Genomic DNA, 21,221 nt, shown 5'->3' on the forward strand with positions numbered 1-21,221 from the left:
CACCGGCTGGGTGAATACCGCCAGCGCCCGCCGCGCCCACACCATCCCCACCGCAACCCTGACACTACACGGCATCCCATAACCAACCGGACATTCAAGGACTACTCCGGGGCCCTGGGGTCGGGATGAGCCGGACGGGCGGCGGGCGGCCCTGGCGGTGCTGGGGCGGATGTACCAGCGGCTCGGGCTTCAGGCATACCACGACACCGCGGTCAGTGCCGCGTTCGTGGACACGGTGGGCCGGTTCGCCGGCACCGCTTGGGGTCCGTCGTCGGCGGTGCGGTGGGAGCGGGGTGGCCGGCGGGCGTTGCGGTTGGCGGAGCGGGCGGCCGGGGCGCTGGGCGACGGGCCGCAGGTGATGGTGGGTGAGGTCGAGTCGCGTTCAGAGCCGGTGGCCGGTGTGGTCGTGCTGACCGTGCGGCCGGTGCGGCGGCTGCGGTACGAGCCGGGTCAGGCGCTGCCGGTGGGCACGCCGAGATTACCCGGCAGGTGGCGGTGGCTGTCCCCGGCGAACGCGCCCCGCCCGGACGGGCGGCTGGAGTTCCACGTCCGTGCCGTCGCGCGGGGTGTCGTGTCGCCGCTGCTGGTCGGGGAGGTGATGCCGGGGGAGACGGTGTGGCTCGGGCCACCCGCCGACGTCGGGCTGTCGCTGGCCAGGGCCGGCGGTGCCGATCTGCTGCTGGCGGCGGGCGGGACCGGCCTGGCGCCGCTGCGGGCCATGGTCGAGCAGGTCGTGGTGTCGCCGGGCGATCGGCGGGTGACGCTGGTGGTGGGTGCCCGGACGCTGTTCGACCTCTACGACGCGGTGGCGCTGGACAAGCTCGCCGACGCGCACCGGCGCTGGCTGACGGTGGTGCCGACGTTCTGCCACGATCCGGCGGTGGAACCGGCCGCCCAGGGAGACCTGCTCACGGTCGCCCGTTACCACCACCGGCCGGGGCAGGCGTTCTTCGTCTGCGGCCCACCGGCGTTGATCGAGGCGGCCCGGGTGCGGCTTCCCGCGGCCGGGGTCGCCGCAGGGAGCTGCACCTGGCGGTCACCTTCGAGCGGGCCCTCGACGCCGCCCGCTGGTCGCGCCAACCACAGCACCCGCAGCCCGCCACGCACGGCGGCGGGCAGGGCACCGGGCACCGTGCGTCGGAGGTGTGACGTGCGCCGGACAGAATCACCCGCTCGGCCGGCGGCGGGAGCCGACCTTCCCGCGTTGAGCAGTCTCCTCACCGCCCACCTGCGGGCCGAGCGGCTGAACGTCGTGACCTGGCCGGCGCGTTTTCGTTGCCATCGTTCACCACTTCGACCATGCCGGGGCGGACCGGCGTGCGCGGTCGAGGGCCGACCGGCGACTATGCTCAGGCCGTGGTGCCCGGCACGAGCCTCAAAGACCGATACCGGCTGGGCCGGTTCCCGTTGGCCCACAGGGGAATGGCCGAGGTCTGGCCCGCGCGGGACACGCTGCTCGACCGACCGGTCATCGTGAAGTTCGTCGACGCCGCCAGGATGGACGCCGACCTGGTACGCCGGTTCCGCCGCGAGGCGCTGCTGACCGCCCGGCTCGACCACCCGGGCGTACCCGCCGTCCACGACCTTGGCGAGCACGGTGGCCAGCCCTACGTGGTGCTCCAGAAAATCGACGGAATGCCCCTCTCCGACCTGGTCGCGGAGCAGGGTCCGCTGCCTCTCGGCTGGGTGGCCGCCATCGGTGCGCAGATCAGCAGCGTCCTGCTCGCCGCCCGGCAACTCGGTGTCGTGCACCGGGACATCAAGCCGAGCAACGCCATGCTGGACCGCAGTGGCGCGGTCAAGGTGCTCGACTTCGGTCTCGCCGTCATGCCCGACGACGACCGCTACTCGCAGATCACCCAGACCGGGCAGGCCCTCGGCACGTTGGGTTACATGGCCCCCGAACAGATCCGTGGCGAGCAGCCCGATCACCGCACCGACCTGTACGGGCTCGGGGCCACCCTCTTCGACCTGCTGACCGGCCGACCACCGTTCGACGACGCGACCACCGCGACCACCGTGCGGCACCAGCTGGAGACTGCCCCGCCACGCCCCGCCGAGCTGCGGCCGGAGACACCGGCCGTGCTCGACGACCTGGTGCACGCGCTGCTGGCGCGACACCCCGACGACCGGCCGGCCACCGCCGCCGACGTCTACCCCGTGCTGGTGCCGCTCTGCCAGGACCTGCCGCCGATCCCCGGCGTGCTCGACGACTCCGCCGCAGCCGTGCGGGCGTACGCCGCGATCGTCGGACGCGTCCCGCAGCAGGCCCGCTTCCGGGCGGGTTCCACCCCGGGGCCGAGCGCGATCGACCCCGGGCAGGCCGCGCGGCACGCGGAACATCTAGCGGCCGCCGGGGAGTTCAGGGCCGCCGCCCGTCAGTGGCGGCGGCTCGCCGAGCACCGGGCCCGGCAGCACGGCGACGACGACTCGACGGTCTTCGACCTGCGACTGCGTGCCGCACGGGCCCATGTGGCGCTCGGCGAACACGATCGGGCGCTGCGGCAGTTCAACTCGCTGCTCCACAGCCGGGAGCGGGCCGACGGGCCAGCGGATCCGGCCGTGGCGCAGCTGCGCCGGGAGATCGCCCGGCTCAGCACCGGGCGACCGGCCTCACCTCCTTCCCCACGACGCGGACCAGGCGCGGATCGCTGAACAGCCGGGGCAGCAGCGCGGCCTTCTGCTCGGCGAAGCGACCCGCCCCGTAACGGAAGATCTGGGCGCAGTTCTGCCCGCGCGTCTCGGTGGTCAGGGCACGCGCGGCCAGCCGCGAGTACATGGCGCTGTGTTTCAACCAGGCGGCCTCCTCGCCGTGCCGGTCGAAGCCACGGCCACTTCCCGCGTGACCGAAGACGTCGTGCACCGCCCGGAACATGTCGTTCTCCCCGTCGCTGAGGTAGGGATGCGGGTTGCCGCTGGCCGCGCTGGCGAAAATTTTCAGGCGGCGGTGCCGCACGTCCTCGACCATCGACTCGACGTCGGCGTACGGGTCCTCGTCGACGATCCGCACCGCCACACCCAGGCCACCGAACTCCGGCCGGCCCACCAGCAGGTGATACTGCTGGAGGGTCTCCCGGCAGAACGCCGCGTACGCGGCGTAGGCCCGTTCGTCGCGGACCGGCGCCGCCACGTACGCGTCGGCGATCGCCGCGCCGAGCACGGAGTCAAGGCGCACTCGCGCGTACGCCTGGGGTGTGGTGGTGTGGGTGGAGCCGGAGCCGGAGCCGAATCGCCGCACACCGTCCACGACGAACTCGACCGGCGGAAAGCACGGGGATGGCGCGGGCGGCATCGTGGTTACGGACAAGGGTGTTCATGGTCCTCCTTCGATCGTCGTGACGTGGTGAGAGCGCGGTCAGCGGGTGGCCGTGCGGACCAGCGTGTCGTGCGGCGGCGAGGTACGGCCGGAGGTGGGGGCCTGCTCGCACCGCAGCAACTCGCCGAGGACCCGGATCTCGGAGACCCGACGGTCCTGATGGACCTTTGCGATCTTTCCGATGGTGGTGCTGCGCCCACGACGTGGCATCGGTCCTCCAACCAGGCTTGTGAAGCGGAACTGCCGAGAAACATAGAGCCTGTGAACAATGCACACAAGCTTAATTACCATGATAGCGTTCACGTGTGAGTCGAAAGCCGGGCACAGCCCCCAGCAAGGCCACCCTGACCGCCAGCGGCATCGCCCGACTGGCCGATGTCGGCCGGGCCGCGGTGAGCAACTGGCGTCGCCGGTACGTCGACTTCCCAGCACCGGTCGGCGGCACCCCGGCCAGCCCGTCCTTCGACGCCGGGGAAGTCGAGCAGTGGCTCCGCCGGCACGGCCGGCTGCACCGGGCCACCACCGAACAGTGGGCCTGGCGGCAGATCGAGAGCTTCCAACCGACATCGCAGATCAGTGACGTGCTCAGCATCGCCGGCGCGCTCCTCCTCGCCCGCGCCGCAGCGCCCGACACCCCCGGCGGCGACCTGCCCACCGCCCGGCAGCTCGTCACCCGACTGCACACCCTGCACCCCGAGCTGGCCCAGCTGGTCGGCGACCTGGTACCGAAGCAGTGGACCGCGCAGCTCACCACGCTGCTGGGCACCGTCGACCAACTCGGCGCCGAGCAGGGCCCGGAAGCCGCCTTCGAATACCTGCACAGCCAGTACGCCACCTCGGCCCACTCGCTGTCCGGCCTGGCCGGCACGCCGGACACCGTCGCCGAGGTGCTACTGGCCCTCGCCGGCCACGGAGCCCACACGTTCGATTTCACCAGCGGCACCGGATCGATCCTGCGGATGGCCGCCGACCGGGCCCTGCGGGCCGGCACCGTCACCCGCTGCCACGCACAGGAGGTCAACCCGCAGTACGCCCTGATCACCCTGCTGCGGCTGTGGTTCGTGCAGCTGCGGGCCCACCGAGCCGGCCACGACGCACCACCCCCAGCCATACACGTCGGCGACAGCCTGCTCGCCGACGCGCTGCCCGACCTGCGGGCCGACGTGGTCGTGGCGAACTTCCCGTTCGGCATCCACGAGTGGGGCCACGACCGGCTCGCCTACGACCCACGCTGGGCCTACGGCCTGCCCCCACGCACCGAACCGGAACTCGCCTGGGTGCAGCACGCCCTGGCCCACCTAGCCCCACACGGCACCGCCGTCGTGCTCATGCCGCCGGCCGCCGCCTCACGCCCCGCCGGCCGCCGGGTCCGCGCCGAACTGATCCGCCGCGGCGCACTGCGCGCCGTCATCGCCCTACCGGCCGGAATGATGCCGCCGGCCGGCATCGGCCTGCACGTCTGGGTGCTCACCCCACCGGATCCACAGCACCCACGCAGCCCCGACCTGCTCGTGGTCGACACCACCGCCACATCGGCCGGCCGGAGCCTCACCGAGATCGTCGGCACCGCGTGGGCGGCGTACCAGTCCGACGACTACACCGACGAGCCCGGCGTCCACCGCAGCGTGCCCATCATCGAGATGCTCGACGACCAGGTCGACCTGACACCGCAACGCCACCTGCCGCAGGCCGGCAAGCTGACCACCGACCCGACCCGGACCATCGCCCGCCTCGACGACTTCGACCGACTCCTCGACCAGCTGCGAGGCGGTCTGCCGGCAGTACGGCAGGCGGCGCGGCCACCGCTGCGCGAGGCCCCGCAGGCCGACATCGCCGACCTGATCCGATCCGGCAGCATCTCCGTCCGGCGCGCAGTCTCCCGGACCCGATCCACCCGCGCCACCGCCGGCACCGCCGTGCTGACCGCCACCGACATCCTGGCCGGTGGCCCGGCCACCGGCTCGACCACCCGCACCGACGACGACGAACCCGGACCGACGGTACGCCCCGGCGACATCCTCGTCCCCGTCATCGGCCACCGGATCAGCGCCCGGGTGGCGACACCCGCCCAGGTCGGCGCGGAACTCGGGCCCGGCGCCCAACTGATCCGCGTCGACCCGACCCGCTTCGACCCGTGGTTCGTCGCCGGCGTCATCTCCCGCACCGACAACGCGCGCATCGCCGGCCGCCCCGCCAGCACCGCCAACGGCGCCCTACGCATCGACATCCGGCGGCTCACCATCCCCGTCCTGCCGCTGGAGCAACAACAGACGTACGGTCGCGCCTTCCACCAGCTCGTCGTGTTCCGCGCCATCCTCGACGGCGCGGCAGCGACCGGAGCCGCCCTGGCCCGCGAGCTCAGCGACAGCCTGGCAACCGGCGCCCTCGGCCTCGCGCCCTGACCAGACCCGACCACCCGGCCCTGCAGGCTTCACCCAGTCCAGCGCACCCTCCCCGGCAGACAAGCCCGGACGCCGGCCAGAATCTTGCCCAACGGCTCGCCGAGGTCAGGGTGCGCGGTTCCTCCAGGTACGAAGTCACCGCTTCCTGGTTCGGAAAGTTCGATGTCTGCCGCCCGTGCGGCGGCAACGCCGAGCGTCACCCACGCCTCCGGATACGCATCGGCTTGCGAGGTGTCCCGTTCGGGTCGGTGGAGTTCCACGCCCGCTCCGTCGCGCCGGGAGCGGTGTCGCCGCTGCTGGCGGGCGAGGTGTGGCCGGGCGAGAGACCGTCCCCGCCCACGGCGGTGAGCAGCGCGTCGAGCGGCCGGGGCACGGTGTCCCGGGCCACTGCCGCCTCGACGAGCAGGCGGACGTAGCGCAGGTTGCGGCGCGAGCTGCTGCGCACGAATCGCCACAGTTGCGCGTCGTGCTCCCGGCCACGCCAGGCGGGCTGGCTCTGGAAGGACCGGAACGAACGGAGATCGCCCTGCGAGTCGAAGAGGGCCTCCACGCCTGCGGGACCGACGGCCCGGATCAGCTCGTCCTCCAGGTCGTCGAGGCAGACGTGGAACCCGAGGTTCTCAAGCTCGGCGCAGGTGCGCGGCGCGCCGACACCGGCCTCGGTCAGGCCACGCCGGAAGATCTCCTCCTCCTGCAGATCGCAGAGGCCAGCGAGCCGCACCTCCGGGCCCAGCGGACCCAGCATGGTCAGGAAACGGCCGATCGCGTGCGCCCCGCCGATCGGCACGATGACGACCCGTTCAGCCACAAGGTCCCGGCCACGGCCGGCCGCGAGCGCCGCCAGGGCGATCTGGTCGCTGATGCCCTCGACGAGCACCACGGCCACGGCGGACTCGACCTGCGCCAGCGCCCCGGCAGTGGCCCGCGCGGCGGCGGCATTGCCGCCCAGGGGTCCGTCGAGACCGACCCGGGCCAGCTCACGACGCTCGGTGACATCCATGATGGGTCTCCCGTCCGGTCGTCGGGCCGCCGGTTCGTGCCGCGCAGCCGCCCGGCGCCGGGTCGTCGGCGTGCACCTCCGACGGCCTCGCCATCATCGCTGACCGACGCCTCGACCGGCCAGGGGGATTTGACGACCTCGACGGCCGGGCCGGCGTCAGCGGCCGTGTCCCGCTGCGCCGCACCTGCGTCCTGGTGCGGGTCGCCTGGGAACGCTGCTCCTGGTCGCACCGCGACGAATGCTGCTGCGTTCACTGCCGCGGCGGCAGCTCCCAGATGCCGGCGTCCGGCACGGACCACCGGGCCGCGATCGCCACCGCGGCGACGTTCATGGCCTGGTGGGCGTCGCCGTGTGCCAGGCCGACGCCCGGCGGCAGCGACTCCGCCGCGATCACGGTCACACCCGCCTCGCGGTGCGCCGCCTTGCCGAAGTACCGGTCGCCCACGATGCCCAGCTCCGCCCGGACCTGAATCTCGTCGACCAGCTCGCCGGCCGGGGCGGGCGCCGGCCCGTCCGCCGGCCGGCCCTCAGGCCCGTTGGTGTCCGGCTGACAGTTGCGGGCACCAACGGGCCGGTCAGGTCAGGAGCAGGCTGCTCCGTTCAGGGTGAACCGCGTCGGCGGATTGTTGGTGCCGGTCCATCCGCCCGGGGCCTGGGTCATCGTCCCGCGGACGAGCTGCCGGTGGCGTGGACCCGCTGCGGATTAGGTTGAGATACAACAAGTGCACAGTCGTGCATAGTTTCGGTCGGCGACCCGCTCGGGGCGGTGCAGGCCGCGGTGGCCATGCCGAGAGGGCGCTACTCGCTGCGCAACCCCTCAGCCGCAGTCAACCGCCAGAGCAGCGGCAGGCTGGCGGCCGTGACGGCCAGCACCATCAGCGCGGCGGCGCCGGAAACCCCGGCGGTCGCCGCCCAGTCGAACCCGACCGGCTCGCCCACCACGGAGAGCAGCATCGCGGCGAGTCCGCTGCCGGTGACGACGGCCAGCGCCAACCCCAGCGCCACCGGAATCCCCACCTGGTACAGCACCGACCAGGACAGGGTCCGGCGGCGGGTACCGAAGGCGGCAAGCACCGCCAGCAGCCGCCGCCGCTCACGCAGCTGTTCGAGGACGTTGACCAGCAGACTGGCACCGATGAGCAACAGCAACGCGACCGCACCGACCTGCACCGCCTGCTGGACGCTGGCCAGAAGGGTGGAGGTGTGCTGATTCTCGACGGACTGGACGGCCGCGAAGGGATCCGTCCGGGCCGCCACGTTACGCACCCGCTCTAGCGCGTCCGGGTCGCTGGGTTCCAGCCCCAGGTGCACGGTGTCCGGTGCCGGCACGATGAAGTCGAGCGCCGCCGGAGTGACCAGAAAGTCCATCGACCCCACCATGGCCGAGTACAGCTGCACCGGGCGGATGTCGGCCGGCACCGTCCACTGTGCTCCCTGCACCCGATCTTCGAACGTCAGCGGCATACCGGCCACAGCACCGTCCTGGCCGCCAACGGCAAAGCTGTCGCCATCGGCACAGGTGCCGAGCTCGGCGTACTGTGCCAGGGCCACGCAGTCGGCGACCCCCAGCACGATCCGCCGACCGGCGGTCTCCGGCGACCCACCCAGGTGGGAGACGCCGCCGACCGCACGGACGCCGGGCAGCTCAGCCAGGGCCTGCGGCAGGTCCCGCAACTGATCTTCGGAGGCGGACGTCGCATACACGGTGGCCTGGAACCGATCGGCGGGTGCCGGGGTGGTGGAGAGCTGTGCCTGGGCCGCACCCAACACGCCCTGGACAGCGATCACGCCAGCGACCGAGACCGCGATGCCAGCAACCGCCCGCACGGCGGTGTCACTGTCGAGCCGCAACCGGCGTACCGCGAGTTCCCAGGCGACACCGCCGCCACCCAACTGGCGTACCACCGCCTGCACCAACCAGGGCAGCAGCAACGCGATGCCGACCAGCAGCAGGGTGAGCCCCGCGGTGATCTGCGCCTCGACGATCGGGCCACCGCCTTGCGGCAACCCGCCGAGGAGGGGAGCAAGCAGAAGCAGGCCCAGCACCGGTGGGATCAACCGCCACCACAACCGGCGGCCTCGTGCGACACCCCGCCTGACCACGCCGAGCGGCTCGATCAGCACCTGCCGCAACGCCGAGAGGGTGACCGCCACGGCCGACACGGGCACCAGCAGCACGACCAACGCGACCAGCATCGGCACCGGGCGCAGGTCGGCCCGGTAGAAGCTGAACCGGTCCGGGACCAGCTCGCCGACGAGCGGCCCCACACCGAGGAAGACCAGTATGCCGAGACCCATCCCCAGCACCGCGCCGACCAAAGTCTCGCCGGCCGCGACCAGGCGGGTCATGGTGACGTCCGCGCCCACCAGCCGCAGCGCGGCCAGTTGCCGGTCCCGGGCCTCGCTGCCGAACCGCACCGCGGTCGTCACGAAGATCATCACGGGTAGCAACAGGACCACCAGGCCGAGGGCGGTCAGCACCAGCAGCACCGGCGGCAGGCCGTCCGACTCTCCCGGAGCGCCACCAAACGCGCTGATCCGCTGCGTATGGTACGGGTCCTTGCTGAGCTGATCGGTGCCCAGGTAGAAGAAGTGCTCGCGCGACCCGGTGAGCCCGGCCGGGCCGATGACCCCGACCACCTGGCCGCCCCATCGCTCCCGCAGCAGCCCACCGTCCGGGGAGTTCCACAGCTGCGCCAGAGCCGGCGAGAGAGTGATCTCCCCGGGAGCCGGTAGCCGGTCGAGGCCGGGCGGCACCGGCGCCCGATCACCCTCCGGCCGAAGTAGGCGACCCTCGATCCGTACGTCGCGGTACTGCGACCGGACGACCGCGTACAGCAGGGTGTCCGGTCCGGCCGCGGCCACCTCAGGACCTGGCATCCGCGCGCTGCTCCGGTTGTCGCGGGACGCGCCGACGGTGGGCAGGGCGCTGGCCGTCAGCAGCAGTGCCACCCCCAGCCCGACGCCGGTCGAGATCAGCGCCAGTCTGGTCCAGCCGGATCGGCCGCCGGCCACGCTCAGGCGCACCCCCAGGGCCAGGTCACCGACCCAGGCCAGCCGGCCGCGACGGGCCCGCCCGTCGGCGGCGCTCACCGTACCTGCTCCGGGACGCGGACGCGGCCGTCGCGGACCACGGCCTCCCGGTCGGAGTACGCGGCCACCCGCGGCTCGTGGGTGACCAGCACCACCGCCGCACCGGTCTGCCGGGCAGCCGTGATGAACAGTTGCATCACCCGCTCGCCGTTGAGCGAGTCGAGGGCGCCGGTCGGCTCGTCGGCGAAGATGACCCGGGGGTCGGTTACCAGCGCGCGGGCCACGGCGACCCGCTGGCCCTGCCCGCCGGAGGTCTCGCCGGGGCGTTTGTCCGTCACGTCGGCAACCTCGAGGTGCTCCATCAGTTCGGCCGCGCGCCGGTTGGCCTCCCGCCGCCGGACGCCGGCCAGCCGTAGCGGCAGCGCCACGTTCTCCCGGCAGGTCAACTCTGGTACCAACTGGCCGAACTGGAACACGAAGCCGAAGTCCGTGCGGCGCAGCGCGCTCCGCCGCGTGTCCGACATGGCAGACAAGTCGTCACCGGCATAGCTGACCCGACCCGAGTCCGGCGCGACGATCCCGGCCAGGCAGTGCAGCAGTGTGGACTTGCCGGAGCCGGACGGCCCCATCAACGCCAGCACCTCCCCCGCGTGCACCCGCAACGAGGCGCCTTCGAGCGCCGGCGTCGACCCGTACGTCTTGGTCAGGTCCGTCGCGACCAGCAGCGGACCGTCGGTCTTCGAGGCATTCATCGCGTCCCCTCCCGCACCTGGGCGCGGAGTTGGTCCAGCCGGGCCGCCGTCAGCTCCAGCCAACGCAGGTCGGCTTCCAGGTGAAACAGCGCGTGATCGCAGACGAGTTGGTCGGCCAGGTCGCCGGCGAACTTGCGGTTGGTCAGCGTCCGCATCTGCTCCAGGTGCGCGGACCGCTGGACGTCCAGCAGGTCGGCCGCGTCCCGGCCGGTGAGCAGCGCCAGGACGATCTTGATGTAGAGCTTGCTCTGCAGGTACGCCTCGGGTTGCTCCGGCTGCGCCAGCCACCGCTGCACGTCGGTGACCCCCGCACCGGTGATCGCGTACCGCTTGCGGTCCGGACCGTCTCCGGGTTCGGACTCGACCTCCACCAGGCCGTTTCTCAACAGCCGGGCCAGGGTCGCGTAGACCTGGCCGTAGTGCAGCGACCGCCCGTAACCGAACTGGTCGTCGTAGGACCGCTTCAGGTCGTAACCGTGCCTCGGACCCCGCTCAAGCAGGCCCAACAGGACATAGCCAAGTGACATGGGAGCGACTATACACCAGTGTTATACACACTGTGCATAGCTGCTTGTTCGACGGCGATGACGGCACACACCACAGCCCGACCGGTGTCGACGTCCGCGGCCGGCATGGAACCCTCGGACGGTCTAGTTCGGACCGTTCAGCGCCTCGCGCATCCGGTTGATCTCGACACTCTGCTCCACGACGACGCTGCCGGCCATCTCGTTGATGATCACGTCGGCACCGAGGGTCAGTGCCTCCCTGCCCATCTCGATCGCGCCCTGGTGGTGGTCGGTCATCATGGCGACGAACATCTGGTCGAACTCGACACCCCGGGCGGCGGTGAGGCGGTTCAACGCATCGGCCGACTGCATACCGGACATGCTGTGCCAATGATCAACACCGGAGTTGCGGTCCAGACCCCGATCGGCCAGCCACGCCTCCAGCACCTTGATCTCCGGCTCCTGGCCCGCCAGGATCCGGTCCGCCATGCTCTTGATCTTCGGGCTCGCGCCCCGCTCCGCCACCAACCTGGCCATCACCAACGCCTGCTCGTGGTGCGGGATCATCATGGTGACGAAGCGGATGTCAGCGTTGTTGTGCGGCGCCCGCGGCATCGCCGACATCTCGTTCGCCGGCAGGGACTGCGCCGGCTCACCGGGACGCCCTGGCATCAGCACCGGCGCCGTGCTGTCCGGCAGGCCGGGCAGCTCGATCGGTGCCGGGCCGCCCACCGTCGCCTCCGACGTCGAGTCGCCGTCGGGCCACCAGGCGACGGCCACCAACCCGATGGCCAGCACCGCGAGCACGGCCAGTTCGACCAGCAGGATCCTCCGGGGTCGCCGGAGAAGCCCCTGGATCCGTACACCTAGCACAACGCGACTCCCGCCGTGTGTCCGACCTGGCGGGGATGTTAGCGCGGGACCGGCCCGTCACAAGAGGGCCCGGGGGCCGAAAGGCTCGAATATGCCCTACCTGCGGCAGTCTGCGCCCACCCGCCACCGGTCGTGTTGCTGAACCGTGACCACTAGGGCAGCGATCCACGCACTGCCCACGGTTATCGTCCCGCTACCCCGACCACCCATGACGAAGGGTGTCCTACATGTCCCCACCAACCCCACGTGGGAGTCGAAAGCTGGCCATCAAGCTGGCCGCGACGACTGCCCTTCTCCTCGCCGGCGTGACGGCGGCACCGGCGAGCAGCGCCGCCGACACCACGACGAACGCCATCCCTGGTGTCGACGAGATCGTCAGCTCCGCCAACCTCCAGCAGATCGCCAACATCCCCAAGTTCGGCGGGTTCGCCAGCGAGAGCTCCTACAACTCGGACCTGGCGTTCCAGGGTGACTACGTGTTCGCCGGCAACTACAACGGATTCAACGTCCTCGACATCAGCTACCCCACCGCACCGCAGGTCGTCAGCCAGGTCGTCTGCCCCGGCGCGCAGGGCGACCCGTCGGTCTTCGGCAACCTGCTGTTCCTCGCGGTCGACTCGGCGCGCAGCGACGACTCGTGCAGCAGCGACAGCGGCTCGACGACCCAGGAGAGTTCCTGGGAGGGCGTCCGGATCTTCGACATCAGCGACAAGGCGAACCCGCAGTACATCAAGTCGGTCCGCACCGACTGCGGTTCGCACACCCTCACGCTGGTGCCGAGCAAGGACGACCGGAGCGTCTACGTCTACGTCCAGTCGTACAGCCCCTCGAACAACGCGTTCTACTGCAGGCCGCCGCACGACAAGATCTCGATCATCGAGGTGCCACTGGCCGCCCCGACCAGCGCCTCGGTGGTGGCGACCCCGGTTCTGTTCCCGGGTGCCGCCGGCAACACCAACACCAGCGGCTGCCACGACATCACCACGTACCCGGAGCTGGATCTGGCCGCCGGGGCGTGTATGGGCGACGGCGTCCTGATGGACATCTCCGACCGGGAGAGCCCGGTGATCCTGAGCCAGGTCCGGGACACGAACTTCGCGTTCTGGCACTCGGCCACGTTCAACAACGCCGGCACGAAGGTGATCTTCACCGACGAGCTCGGTGGCGGTAGCGGCGCGATCTGCACCAGCAGCTACCGGGCCGACCAGGGCGCCAACGGGATCTACGACATCGTGGGTTCCGGTACGGACCGCGAGCTGGTCTTCAGGAGCTACTTCAAGATCCCCCGTGCGAACACCAGCCTGGAGAACTGCGTGGCGCACAACGGGTCGCTGATCCCGGCGATGGGCCGCGACATCATGGTCCAGGCCTGGTACCAGGGCGGCGTCTCGGTGATCGACTTCACCGACTCGGCCAACCCGGTCGAGATCGCCTTCTGGGAGCGAGGCCCACTCTCGGAGACCCGCCGCATTCTCGGCGGGGCCTGGTCGACGTACTACCACAACGGATACATCTACTCGAACGACATCCAGAAGGGCTTCGACGTCCTCAAGCTCGACGACCCGCTGACCAACAACGCCCGCGCGGTGGCCTTCACCGAGCTGAACGTGCAGACGCAACCGAGCTACCCGGCCTGCACCACCGTCCTGCGGGGCCGGCACAACGGCAGCATGACCATCAAGACGGGAGTCACCTGCATGGACGGCGTGACCCAGAACGGCGCGATCAAAGTCAACCCGGGTGCTGGGCTGATCGTCTTCGATTCGAACCTGAACGGCTCGCTCCACGCGGTCAACGCCTCCGTGGTGTCGATCGTGGAGAGCCGAGTGAACGGCTCGGTGGACGCCATCGGCGCCACCATCCGGGACAGCAGGATCAACGGTTCGGTACGGACAAGCTGACCCGCACCTGAGCTCCGACAGCAGCACGCTCCGGCCCGGCGGCCCTCCGCTGGGCCGGAGCCCGTCTCCGGCCGACGCCGGCCCACCCCGTCGATCTAGGGCCTATCGCCGCTACCGAAGATCGACTAACGAGATTCGCCCCTAGATCGACGAGGGCCGGGCTGGCGTGGGTACTGTTCGGCCATGCCGTTCCTCGTTGTACGCGGGGTCGCTGTCCACTATGACGATTTTCGGGGCGGATGACGCCGAACGTACCCTGGTCGTGCTGCACGGCATAGGCGTCGACAACAGGTGTGCCATCGGGGTGCACGAGCCGCTGTTCGCCGACCGTCCCGGCTGGCGGCGGCTCTACCCCGAACTGCCCGGCATGGGTCGCACCGTCGCGCCCGACTGGGGCGGCGGGACCGACGACGTGTTCGCCGTCGTGCACGCGATCGTCGACGTCGCAGTCGCCGGACGTTACGCGGTGAGCGGCGGTTCGTACGGCGGCTACCTCGCGGCGGGGCTGGCCGCGGCGCAGCCGCAGCGGATCGACGGCCTGTCGCTGCTCGTGCCGATGGTGCCGCCGCCGGGTCAGCGGGACACCGCGACGCATCGCCTGCTCTACCGGGAGCCGGGCGTCGTCGTGCCCGGCGACTCCTCGGTCGTCGTCACTGCCGCCACGGTGCGGCGGCTGGCACCCCGACACAAGCTGGTCCTCGGCATTCCGTGCTACGGCCAGGGCTGGACCGGCGTCACCGGTGGCGGCAACGGCCTGTTCCAGCCCGCGGCCGGCCCCGCGCCGGCCACCCACGCGCCCGGGTACGAGGACTACAGGCAGCTGAAGAACCTGGCCCGCGAAGGCTTCACCGTGCACCGTGCACCGTGACCTGCGGGCCGGGCACGCCTGGCTCTTCGACGGCACCACCTTCTGAACGTACGACGATCCGGCGGTTGTGCTGCAGAAGACGCTCTACATCCGGCGGGCCGGCCTGGGCGGGGCGATGATCTGGTCGCTGGACGGTGACGACGACAACGCCACGCTCACCAGGACGATCGGCCTCGGCCTGACCACCTGGTAACCGCACACGCAGCGACCTCCCCGCCCCGCCGGGACCACGTCCGGCGGGGCGGGGACGGCGTCAGTCGAGGATGCCATCGTGCAGTGAGACCAGAGGCGGCCCGGAGCGGATCGCCCGGAGCATGCGGTCGGTGATCGACGGTGCGGCCGTTCAGTCCGGCTGGGCGTTGAGAAGGTAGTCGTCCGCTTCAGGACTCCACCGCAGGACCACCGCGCCACTGGTCGCAGCCGCCTTGCAGAACTGGAGGAAGCTGCGGTAGCCCAGCTTTTTCTCGCTGAAGTCCGGCCGCACCCGCCGCAGTTGGTTTTTCAGTCCGGACAGTGCCACCTCGCCGCCGAGATCCTGTAGCACGGATCGGAGCAGCGCGAAGGCCACCTCACGGTCGCCGTGTTCCGGCAGGGAAACCTCCGGGTCGCCCTTGGCGGGGCCTGCCGCCAGCTCGATCACCCGCTGCTCGGCGAGGTGGCGCAGCATCTCGCCAAAGGTGCGATACCCGTAGTCCGACTCGCTGAAGGTCGGATCCTTGCGCAGCAGGGTGCGTTTCAACCTCGACGCGGTCAGCGCACCGCCGGACCCGCCCTGCAGCCCGGCCACGGTCTGGGCCACCAGCACGGCGAGGGCGTCGACGTCACGTGCGGGCTCCTCGGCCGGCCGCTGCTCGGGCTCCACCTGCCCGGGCTCCACCTGCTCGGTTGGCTGCGGTTCGGGACCCGATAGTCGGGCCGGACGGGCGCGCCGGGCCCGCGTCGGCGGGATGTCGACGCCCTCCAGGCGGTCGTAGTAGAGGAACTCGTCGCACGCGGGCGGCAGCAGCGCCGAGGTGGAGTTCTCCACACCGACACCGATGACCTGCTTGTTGAGTTCGCGGAGCTTGTGGACCAGAGGGGTGAAGTCGCTGTCGCCCGTGCAGAGCACGAACGTGGAGATATAGTCGCGTTCGAAGGCCAACTCGATGGCGTCGACCGCCATCTTGATGTCCGCGGCGTTCTTGCGCGTCGCACCCATCCGCTGCGGAATCTCGATCAACTCGACGTGCGACCGGGTCAGCATCCGCCGGTCCTCGTCGAAGAACGACCAGTCGGCGTACGCCCGCCGCACCACCACCCGGCCGCGCTCGGCCAGCGCGTCGGCGATGGGCCGGAAGTCGAAGACCGCACCACCCCGGTGGTCACGCACACCCAGTGCCAGGTTCTCGTAGTCAAGGAACAGCGCGATTCGATCTTCTTGCTCCACCCGAGCAGCCTACGTCGCTTCGACGGTCAGGACGGTGAGGTGGCGACGCGCAGAACGAGTATGGCCGGCTCGACCTTTCCGCCGGCCCGCCGGACCAGTGCCGGATCGTGACCGCCGCAGCTGACCTGGACGCTGGCGCCGGTGCCGGTGACCCGGATCGTCGCGTAGACGGCGGTGAGGTACTGACTGTCATCGGTGTACCACTCGAGCAGGGCGGTGTTCAGGGTGGCGAGATTCTGGCTGGCCACGGAGCTGAGGACCGCAGCGGCCCGCAGGGTGTAACGGGCCAGGGCGGTGGTCTTGGCTGCCTCCGGGCCCTTGCCGGAGACGTCGCCGACGATCGCTGCCCAGCTTCTGCCGGTGGACGGAAAGACGTCGTAGGAGTCGCCGAGGACGTCCTCGCCGCCCGCCCCACGGCGGTAGCGGACGGCAACCTGGACGCCGGGGATCTGCGGAAGCCGGGGTGGCAGCAGACTCTCCTGCAACGTCAACGCCGAATTCGACGCCTGCACCGCGACCAGATCGGCGCGCTGCACCGCCGCCTGCGCCTCGTGCAGGGCGTCCCGTAGCGCGATCTCACCGGAGGCCGCGTAGGCGAGGGTACGTAGCACCTCTATGTCCTGCTGGCTCCACTGCGGGGGGACCGTGTCCACGGCGCAGAACGTGCCGAGCGTCTGGCCTGTGGGCGACCGTAACGGGAACCCGGCCCAGGCCACGACGCCCATCAGCTCGATGGAGGGGTGTCGCGGGTGGGGTCGTCCACGCGGGCGTCGGTGACGATCAGCTCGCTGTCGGTCCCGATGACGTACTGACAGAACGACTGCTCGACGATGTTCTGTCGGTCGACGGGGTCGGCGCTGTCGATGCCGACACCGCTCTTTCAGAACGAGCGGGTTTCGTCCACGATAGTGACAAGGACGAACGGGGTGCCCAGCATCGTGGCCGCGAGGCGGGACAACCGGTCGAAGGGCTCTTCGGGGCCGGTGTCCAGCAGCCCGGTGCGGCGCACCGCGGCCAGCCGGGCGGGGTCGAAGAGCGCCGTCGGTAGGGCCGGACCGTCCGCGGTCCGGATGCCGCCGTCGGCCGGACGGTCACCGGCACGTTCCGGTGGCGTCCTCACCTCGCGTCGACCGCCATGTGGTCATTCTGACCACAGTGTTTGTCGCCAGGCAAGTTTGGCCTCGGCGATGTCGGAGGGGTCGCCGCGGCGACGGCTACCATCGCCCGATGGATCTTCGAGGAACGATCAGCCCGGACCGTCCGCTGCTCGTCCTGGCTCTCGCCGAGGAGGCCGCCCACCTCGACCCCGAACTCCCGGTGCTGCTCACCGGTATGGGGAAGGTCAACGCCGCAGCCGCAGTAGCGGCTACGCTGGCGCACTCCACGCTGCCATCGATAGTGATCAACCTCGGCACCGCCGGCGCGCTGCACCCCGGCTGGCACGGCACCCACGAAATCGGCAGCGTCCTGCAGCACGACCTGGACACGGAGTTCATTCACCGGCTCACCGGCCAGACCATCGGCGCGCCACTGGCCCTTGGCGACGGCCCGGCGCTGGCCACCGGTGACCAGTTCATCGCCGACGACGAGGTACGCGCCGCGTTGGCCCGGCGGGCCCAGCTGGTGGACATGGAGGGCTACGCGGTGGCCTCGACGGCACGGCGGTTCGGCGTACCGGTGCGCCTGATCAAGCAGGTCAGCGACGAGGCCGGCGCCGGGGCGGAGCGCACCTGGCAGGAGTCGGTGGACGCCTGCGCCCGGCTGCTCGCCGGCTGGGTGCGGGGGAACAACCTCTGACGAAGGCACCGTTGCACGAGCCCCTCTTCACCACCTGCCAGTGCCAGTCCGGCCTCGTAGTCAGCGCGTTCTGACCGACAGGCCCCGGCGCCGTCACCGACGGGCCCGTCGAGATGCCGAACCGGCACCCGACGGGCCCGCGCGTCAGGCGCCGCCCGCCAGATCGCGTCGACGGAACACGGTCACGGCGGCCTGGACCAACCCGCCGGCCAGCACGGTCAGGACCACGACCGCGACCACGCTGATCTGCTCCAATGGGTAGTCGCCGACGTGCTCGAACGGCGACAGCCGGAGCACGCCCTCCGGGATGTCGAGGACCGGCGCGAAATACCCGGCGATCAGCCCGTAGCCGAGCACCACCCAGATCACCGGCAACGCCCTCGGGGCCGCCGCGTACAGCAGGGCGGCGGCGGCGAGGACCAGCCAGACCGCCGGGGTGTGCGCTAGGTGGCCGAGCAGCAGGTCACCGAGGAGCCCCACGTCGCCGGTGCTCACCGCCGCCCCGATCCCCATGCCCAGGCCGGCGACGAACAGCAGCCACGGTACGCCGAGCGCCGCCACCGCCACGTGGCTACCGAGCCAGGCCCGGCGGCTCACAGACGTGGCGAGCACCGGCTCGGTCCGCCCTTCGGCCTCCTCGGCGCGCAGCGTCTGCACCGCCAGCACCGCGTAGACCCCGACGGCGAGCGCCATCGTCAGGCCCATGATGCCAAGGAATCCGTCCAGCAGATTCCCCGCACCGCCCATCAGGGCCACCATGTCCTCGGGTGCGTTCTCGAAGCCGTCGAGCATGGGCTGGGTGAACGATCCGTAGGCGAGGCCGGCGACGAGCAGCGAGGCGGTCCAGCCGATCAGGCTGGCCCGGTGCAGCCGGAACGCGAGCGCGAACGGGCCGGCCAGCCACGCCGCGGCCCGCGGTGAGCCCGGACGCGGCGGCAGCAGGCCGGCACCGAAGTCCCGGCGGGCCGACAACCCGAAGCCGATCGCGGTGGCGGCCGTCGCGAACGCCAGCGAGATCGCCAGCGGCCACCAGCGGTCGTGGACGTACGGCGCGGTCTGCTGGGACCAGCCGATCGGGGACAGCCAGGACAGCCACGACGGGCCGCTGCCCTGCACCGCCGCCATGTCGCCGAGCCCGCGCAGCACGAATGCGGCACCGAGCGCGGCACCGGCCATGCCGGAGGCGGCGCGTGGGTACTCCGACAACTGGACGGTGACCGCGGCGATGCCCGCGAAGGCGAGCGTCACCGCGCCGACGGCGGCACCGAACAGCAGCGATCCGCCGGAGTCGTACCCACGGCTGGTCAACGTCGCGCCGAGTAGCAGCGCGACCAGCAGCGCCATCGTGGCGGCGAGGGTCAGCGCGGCGGTGAGCTGGGCGTACCGGCCGACCACGTTGGCCCGGACCAGCTCGGCCCGGCCGGAACGCTCCTCGGCCCGGGTGTGCCGCACCACGGTGAGCAGGCCCATCAGCGCGGCGCCGATCATCACGTAGAGGCCGTACTGTCCGGCGAGGAAGCGCTCGACGGTCACCTCGTCGAAGCCGAAACCCGGCCCGCCGAAGAGTGCGCCGGCCGGGCTGCCGCTGAAGGCGCTCAGCCCCTCCAGGTCCTCCGGGCTCTGCACCATGGTGTTCAGCGCGGTGGCGAAGTACGTCATCAGCAGGGTCAGGCCGAGCGTCCACGCCGGAAAGCGGATCCGGTCGCGGCGCAGCATGAACCGCAGCAGGGTGCCGGTGCCGGTGACGGCGCTGGACCGATGGGTAGAGGCGGGCGCCGGGCGGCTGACGGTCGCGGTGGTCATGACGCCACCTGCGCGGTGCCGTCTTGGACGAGCTGGTCACCGTAGTGGCGCAGCAGCAACTGCTCCAGCGTGGGCGGTCGGACGGTCAGTCCCTGCACGCCGAGTCCGCCCAGTTCGCGGACGACGGCGGCGAGCTGGTCGCCGTCGACTTCGAAGCGTACGTGGCCGTCCTCCGTGTGCAGCCCGTGTACGCCGGCCAGGCCGGCGAGGTTGTCGGCCTGGCCGGCGGTGACGACATCGACCGAGGTACGGGTGAGGTGACGCAGTTCGGTCAGCGAGCCGGTCTCCACGATCTGCCCCTGCCGGATGATCGAGATCTGATCGGCGAGCACCTCGACCTGGGCGAGGACGTGGCTGGAGAGCAGGACTGTCCGCCCGGCGTCCTTGGCCTGCCGGATGCACTCCTGGAACACCGCCTCCATCAGCGGGTCCAGCCCGGCCGTGGGCTCGTCGAGCAGCAGCAGCTCCACATCGCTGGCCAGTGCCGCGATCAACGCCACCTTCTGCCGGTTGCCCTTGGAGTAGGTGCGGCCCTTCTTGCTCGGGTCCAGGTCGAAACGCTGGCACAGCTCGTCGCGACGGACCGGGTCGGTACCGCCCCGCAGCCGGGCGAACAGGTCGATCGCCTCCCCGCCGGTCAGGTTGGGCCACAGCTCGACGTCACCGGGGACGTAGGCGAGCCGGCGGTGCAGGGTCACCGCCTCGACCCAGGGGTCGCCGCCGAGCATCCGGGCCCGACCGGCGTCGGCCCGTAGCAGCCCGAGCAGGATCCGGATGGTGGTCGACTTGCCGGCGCCGTTGGGGCCGAGGAAGCCGTGCACGGTACCGGTCTCGACCCGCAGGTCGAGCCCGTCCAGCGCCTTGACCCGCCCGAATGACTTGTCGATGTGTTGGATGTCGATGGCAGCAGTCATGGTCGTAGACCTCGTTCGAAAAAGCCCAGGCAGCAGCCTGGAGTCCGATGTGGTCGCGGAGCATCTCCACCGGAGATGCAGCGGTGGTTCGCGTGGTTCGCGGATGAAGGGAGCCACGCCGGGAGCGTGGTGGTTAGCCCGCAGTGCGGTCCGGGTCGCCGGCCGGCGGCGGATCCGGTACGTACATCAGGTACTCGTCGAGCATCGACCGGTCGACGAGCAGCCCCTCGGTGAACAGTTCCAGCGCGGGCAGCGCGAGTTCCTCGATGTAGCGGCGGAACAGGGCGGCGAACTCCTCAGCCGGCGCGTCGGCACCGTGCAGGGTGAACCAGAGCAGCATGCTGCCGGTGGCCTGGTAGGCCAGGTAGCGGGTGCGGGCCGCGCGGTCCCGGCTGGGCCGGACCACCCCGGCGGCCTCCCCCGCGGACAGGTACGCCTCAGCGTCGGTGATCATGTGCTCGACCAGCTTGAGCGCCAACGCCCCGCCGGCCTGCATGCTGCGCAGCAGGTACTGCACCATCGGCGCGTACTGCTCGACCTCGGCCATCTGGGCCAGCAGCATCGCCGCGGTGCCGTCGGTCAGGGCCTTCGTCTTCTCCTCGCGCATGACCTCCAGCACGCGCTCGTCGC

General features: G+C 71.1%; 20 protein-coding genes and 1 pseudogene. 7 read left to right on the forward strand and 14 right to left on the reverse strand.

Annotated elements, in window-relative coordinates:
* The first annotated feature begins 169 nt into the window (after window positions 1-169).
* Together ACFHWY_RS21140 and ACFHWY_RS21145 are read left to right on the forward strand one after the other, a co-directional pair.
* Window positions 170-1,477 (forward strand): FAD-binding oxidoreductase, encoded by a 1,308-nt coding sequence (locus ACFHWY_RS21140; protein WP_416581963.1) that lies wholly within the window; start codon window positions 170-172, stop codon window positions 1,475-1,477.
* On the forward strand, window positions 1,423-2,655 hold the full coding sequence (locus tag ACFHWY_RS21145) for a serine/threonine-protein kinase (RefSeq protein ID WP_416581964.1): 1,233 nt from the start codon (window positions 1,423-1,425) through the stop codon (window positions 2,653-2,655). The genes ACFHWY_RS21140 and ACFHWY_RS21145 overlap by 55 nt, the downstream gene beginning before the upstream one ends.
* On the opposite strand, the gene ACFHWY_RS21150 is transcribed toward ACFHWY_RS21145, so the two are convergent.
* Together ACFHWY_RS21150 and ACFHWY_RS21155 are read right to left on the reverse strand one after the other, a co-directional pair.
* A complete protein-coding gene (locus ACFHWY_RS21150; protein ID WP_416581965.1) occupies window positions 2,594-3,307 on the reverse strand; it encodes a hypothetical protein in 714 nt (237 codons plus the stop codon). The genes ACFHWY_RS21145 and ACFHWY_RS21150 overlap by 62 nt on opposite strands.
* A gap of 48 nt (window positions 3,308-3,355) precedes the next feature.
* Window positions 3,356-3,526 carry a hypothetical protein gene (locus ACFHWY_RS21155; protein ID WP_416581966.1) on the reverse strand — a complete coding sequence of 57 codons (171 nt, stop codon included), beginning with the start codon at window positions 3,524-3,526 and terminating at the stop codon, window positions 3,356-3,358.
* Between the two features lie 95 nt (window positions 3,527-3,621).
* On the opposite strand from ACFHWY_RS21155, the gene ACFHWY_RS21160 reads away from it, so the two are divergent.
* On the forward strand, window positions 3,622-5,718 hold the full coding sequence (locus ACFHWY_RS21160) for an N-6 DNA methylase (RefSeq protein WP_416581967.1): 2,097 nt from the start codon (window positions 3,622-3,624) through the stop codon (window positions 5,716-5,718).
* Between the two features lie 196 nt (window positions 5,719-5,914).
* On the opposite strand, the gene ACFHWY_RS21165 is transcribed toward ACFHWY_RS21160, so the two are convergent.
* The 6 genes from ACFHWY_RS21165 to ACFHWY_RS21190 form a co-directional block, all read right to left on the reverse strand.
* Window positions 5,915-6,718: a TOPRIM nucleotidyl transferase/hydrolase domain-containing protein gene (locus ACFHWY_RS21165; protein ID WP_416581968.1), complete on the reverse strand. Its 804-nt coding sequence runs from the start codon at window positions 6,716-6,718 to the stop codon at window positions 5,915-5,917.
* 250 nt (window positions 6,719-6,968) lie between these two features.
* A complete protein-coding gene (locus tag ACFHWY_RS21170; RefSeq protein ID WP_416581969.1) occupies window positions 6,969-7,163 on the reverse strand; it encodes a hypothetical protein in 195 nt (64 codons plus the stop codon).
* A gap of 353 nt (window positions 7,164-7,516) precedes the next feature.
* Window positions 7,517-9,811 carry an FtsX-like permease family protein gene (locus ACFHWY_RS21175; RefSeq protein WP_416581970.1) on the reverse strand — a complete coding sequence of 765 codons (2,295 nt, stop codon included), beginning with the start codon at window positions 9,809-9,811 and terminating at the stop codon, window positions 7,517-7,519.
* A complete protein-coding gene (locus ACFHWY_RS21180) occupies window positions 9,808-10,503 on the reverse strand; it encodes an ABC transporter ATP-binding protein (RefSeq protein ID WP_416581971.1) in 696 nt (231 codons plus the stop codon). Before ACFHWY_RS21180 ends, ACFHWY_RS21175 begins: the two co-directional genes overlap by 4 nt.
* Entirely contained in the window at window positions 10,500-11,030 is a 531-nt protein-coding gene (locus ACFHWY_RS21185; protein ID WP_416581972.1) for a PadR family transcriptional regulator, read from the reverse strand. The genes ACFHWY_RS21180 and ACFHWY_RS21185 overlap by 4 nt, the downstream gene beginning before the upstream one ends.
* A 123-nt stretch (window positions 11,031-11,153) precedes the next feature.
* Window positions 11,154-11,882: a DUF305 domain-containing protein gene (locus ACFHWY_RS21190; protein ID WP_416581973.1), complete on the reverse strand. Its 729-nt coding sequence runs from the start codon at window positions 11,880-11,882 to the stop codon at window positions 11,154-11,156.
* A gap of 227 nt (window positions 11,883-12,109) precedes the next feature.
* Between ACFHWY_RS21190 and ACFHWY_RS21195 the strand changes: the two are divergent.
* The 3 genes and pseudogenes from ACFHWY_RS21195 to ACFHWY_RS21205 form a co-directional block, all read left to right on the forward strand.
* Window positions 12,110-13,501, forward strand: a pseudogene (locus ACFHWY_RS21195) (LVIVD repeat-containing protein); the annotation flags it as partial.
* 502 nt (window positions 13,502-14,003) lie between these two features.
* Window positions 14,004-14,651, forward strand: a complete 648-nt coding sequence (locus ACFHWY_RS21200; RefSeq protein ID WP_416581974.1) for an alpha/beta fold hydrolase — start codon at window positions 14,004-14,006, stop codon at window positions 14,649-14,651.
* 67 nt (window positions 14,652-14,718) lie between these two features.
* Window positions 14,719-14,844, forward strand: coding sequence for a hypothetical protein (locus ACFHWY_RS21205; protein WP_416581975.1), 126 nt, complete (start codon window positions 14,719-14,721; stop codon window positions 14,842-14,844).
* A gap of 150 nt (window positions 14,845-14,994) precedes the next feature.
* On the opposite strand, the gene ACFHWY_RS21210 is transcribed toward ACFHWY_RS21205, so the two are convergent.
* From ACFHWY_RS21210 to ACFHWY_RS21220, 3 genes are read right to left on the reverse strand one after another with little or no spacing between them, the layout of a single operon-like run.
* The gene (locus ACFHWY_RS21210) at window positions 14,995-16,077 is read right to left on the reverse strand and encodes an NYN domain-containing protein (RefSeq protein WP_416581976.1); all 1,083 of its coding nucleotides are present in this window, start codon (window positions 16,075-16,077) and stop codon (window positions 14,995-14,997) included.
* 26 nt (window positions 16,078-16,103) lie between these two features.
* Window positions 16,104-16,961, reverse strand: coding sequence for a PP2C family protein-serine/threonine phosphatase (locus ACFHWY_RS21215; protein WP_416582029.1), 858 nt, complete (start codon window positions 16,959-16,961; stop codon window positions 16,104-16,106).
* The gene (locus ACFHWY_RS21220) at window positions 16,958-17,197 is read right to left on the reverse strand and encodes a hypothetical protein (RefSeq protein WP_416581977.1); all 240 of its coding nucleotides are present in this window, start codon (window positions 17,195-17,197) and stop codon (window positions 16,958-16,960) included. The genes ACFHWY_RS21215 and ACFHWY_RS21220 overlap by 4 nt, the downstream gene beginning before the upstream one ends.
* Window positions 17,198-17,304: 107 nt before the next feature.
* On the opposite strand from ACFHWY_RS21220, the gene ACFHWY_RS21225 reads away from it, so the two are divergent.
* Window positions 17,305-17,874, forward strand: a complete 570-nt coding sequence (locus ACFHWY_RS21225; RefSeq protein WP_416581978.1) for a nucleosidase — start codon at window positions 17,305-17,307, stop codon at window positions 17,872-17,874.
* Between the two features lie 144 nt (window positions 17,875-18,018).
* On the opposite strand, the gene ACFHWY_RS21230 is transcribed toward ACFHWY_RS21225, so the two are convergent.
* From ACFHWY_RS21230 to ACFHWY_RS21240, 3 genes are all read right to left on the reverse strand, one after another.
* Window positions 18,019-19,677 (reverse strand): ABC transporter permease, encoded by a 1,659-nt coding sequence (locus ACFHWY_RS21230; RefSeq protein WP_416581979.1) that lies wholly within the window; start codon window positions 19,675-19,677, stop codon window positions 18,019-18,021.
* The gene (locus ACFHWY_RS21235) at window positions 19,674-20,591 is read right to left on the reverse strand and encodes an ATP-binding cassette domain-containing protein (protein ID WP_416581980.1); all 918 of its coding nucleotides are present in this window, start codon (window positions 20,589-20,591) and stop codon (window positions 19,674-19,676) included. Before ACFHWY_RS21235 ends, ACFHWY_RS21230 begins: the two co-directional genes overlap by 4 nt.
* 133 nt (window positions 20,592-20,724) lie before the next feature.
* A complete protein-coding gene (locus ACFHWY_RS21240; RefSeq protein ID WP_416582030.1) occupies window positions 20,725-21,198 on the reverse strand; it encodes a hypothetical protein in 474 nt (157 codons plus the stop codon).
* Window positions 21,199-21,221 lie beyond the last annotated feature (23 nt).

This window comes from Micromonospora sp. LOL_024 (assembly GCF_048060415.1).
Classification (GTDB): domain Bacteria; phylum Actinomycetota; class Actinomycetes; order Mycobacteriales; family Micromonosporaceae; genus Micromonospora.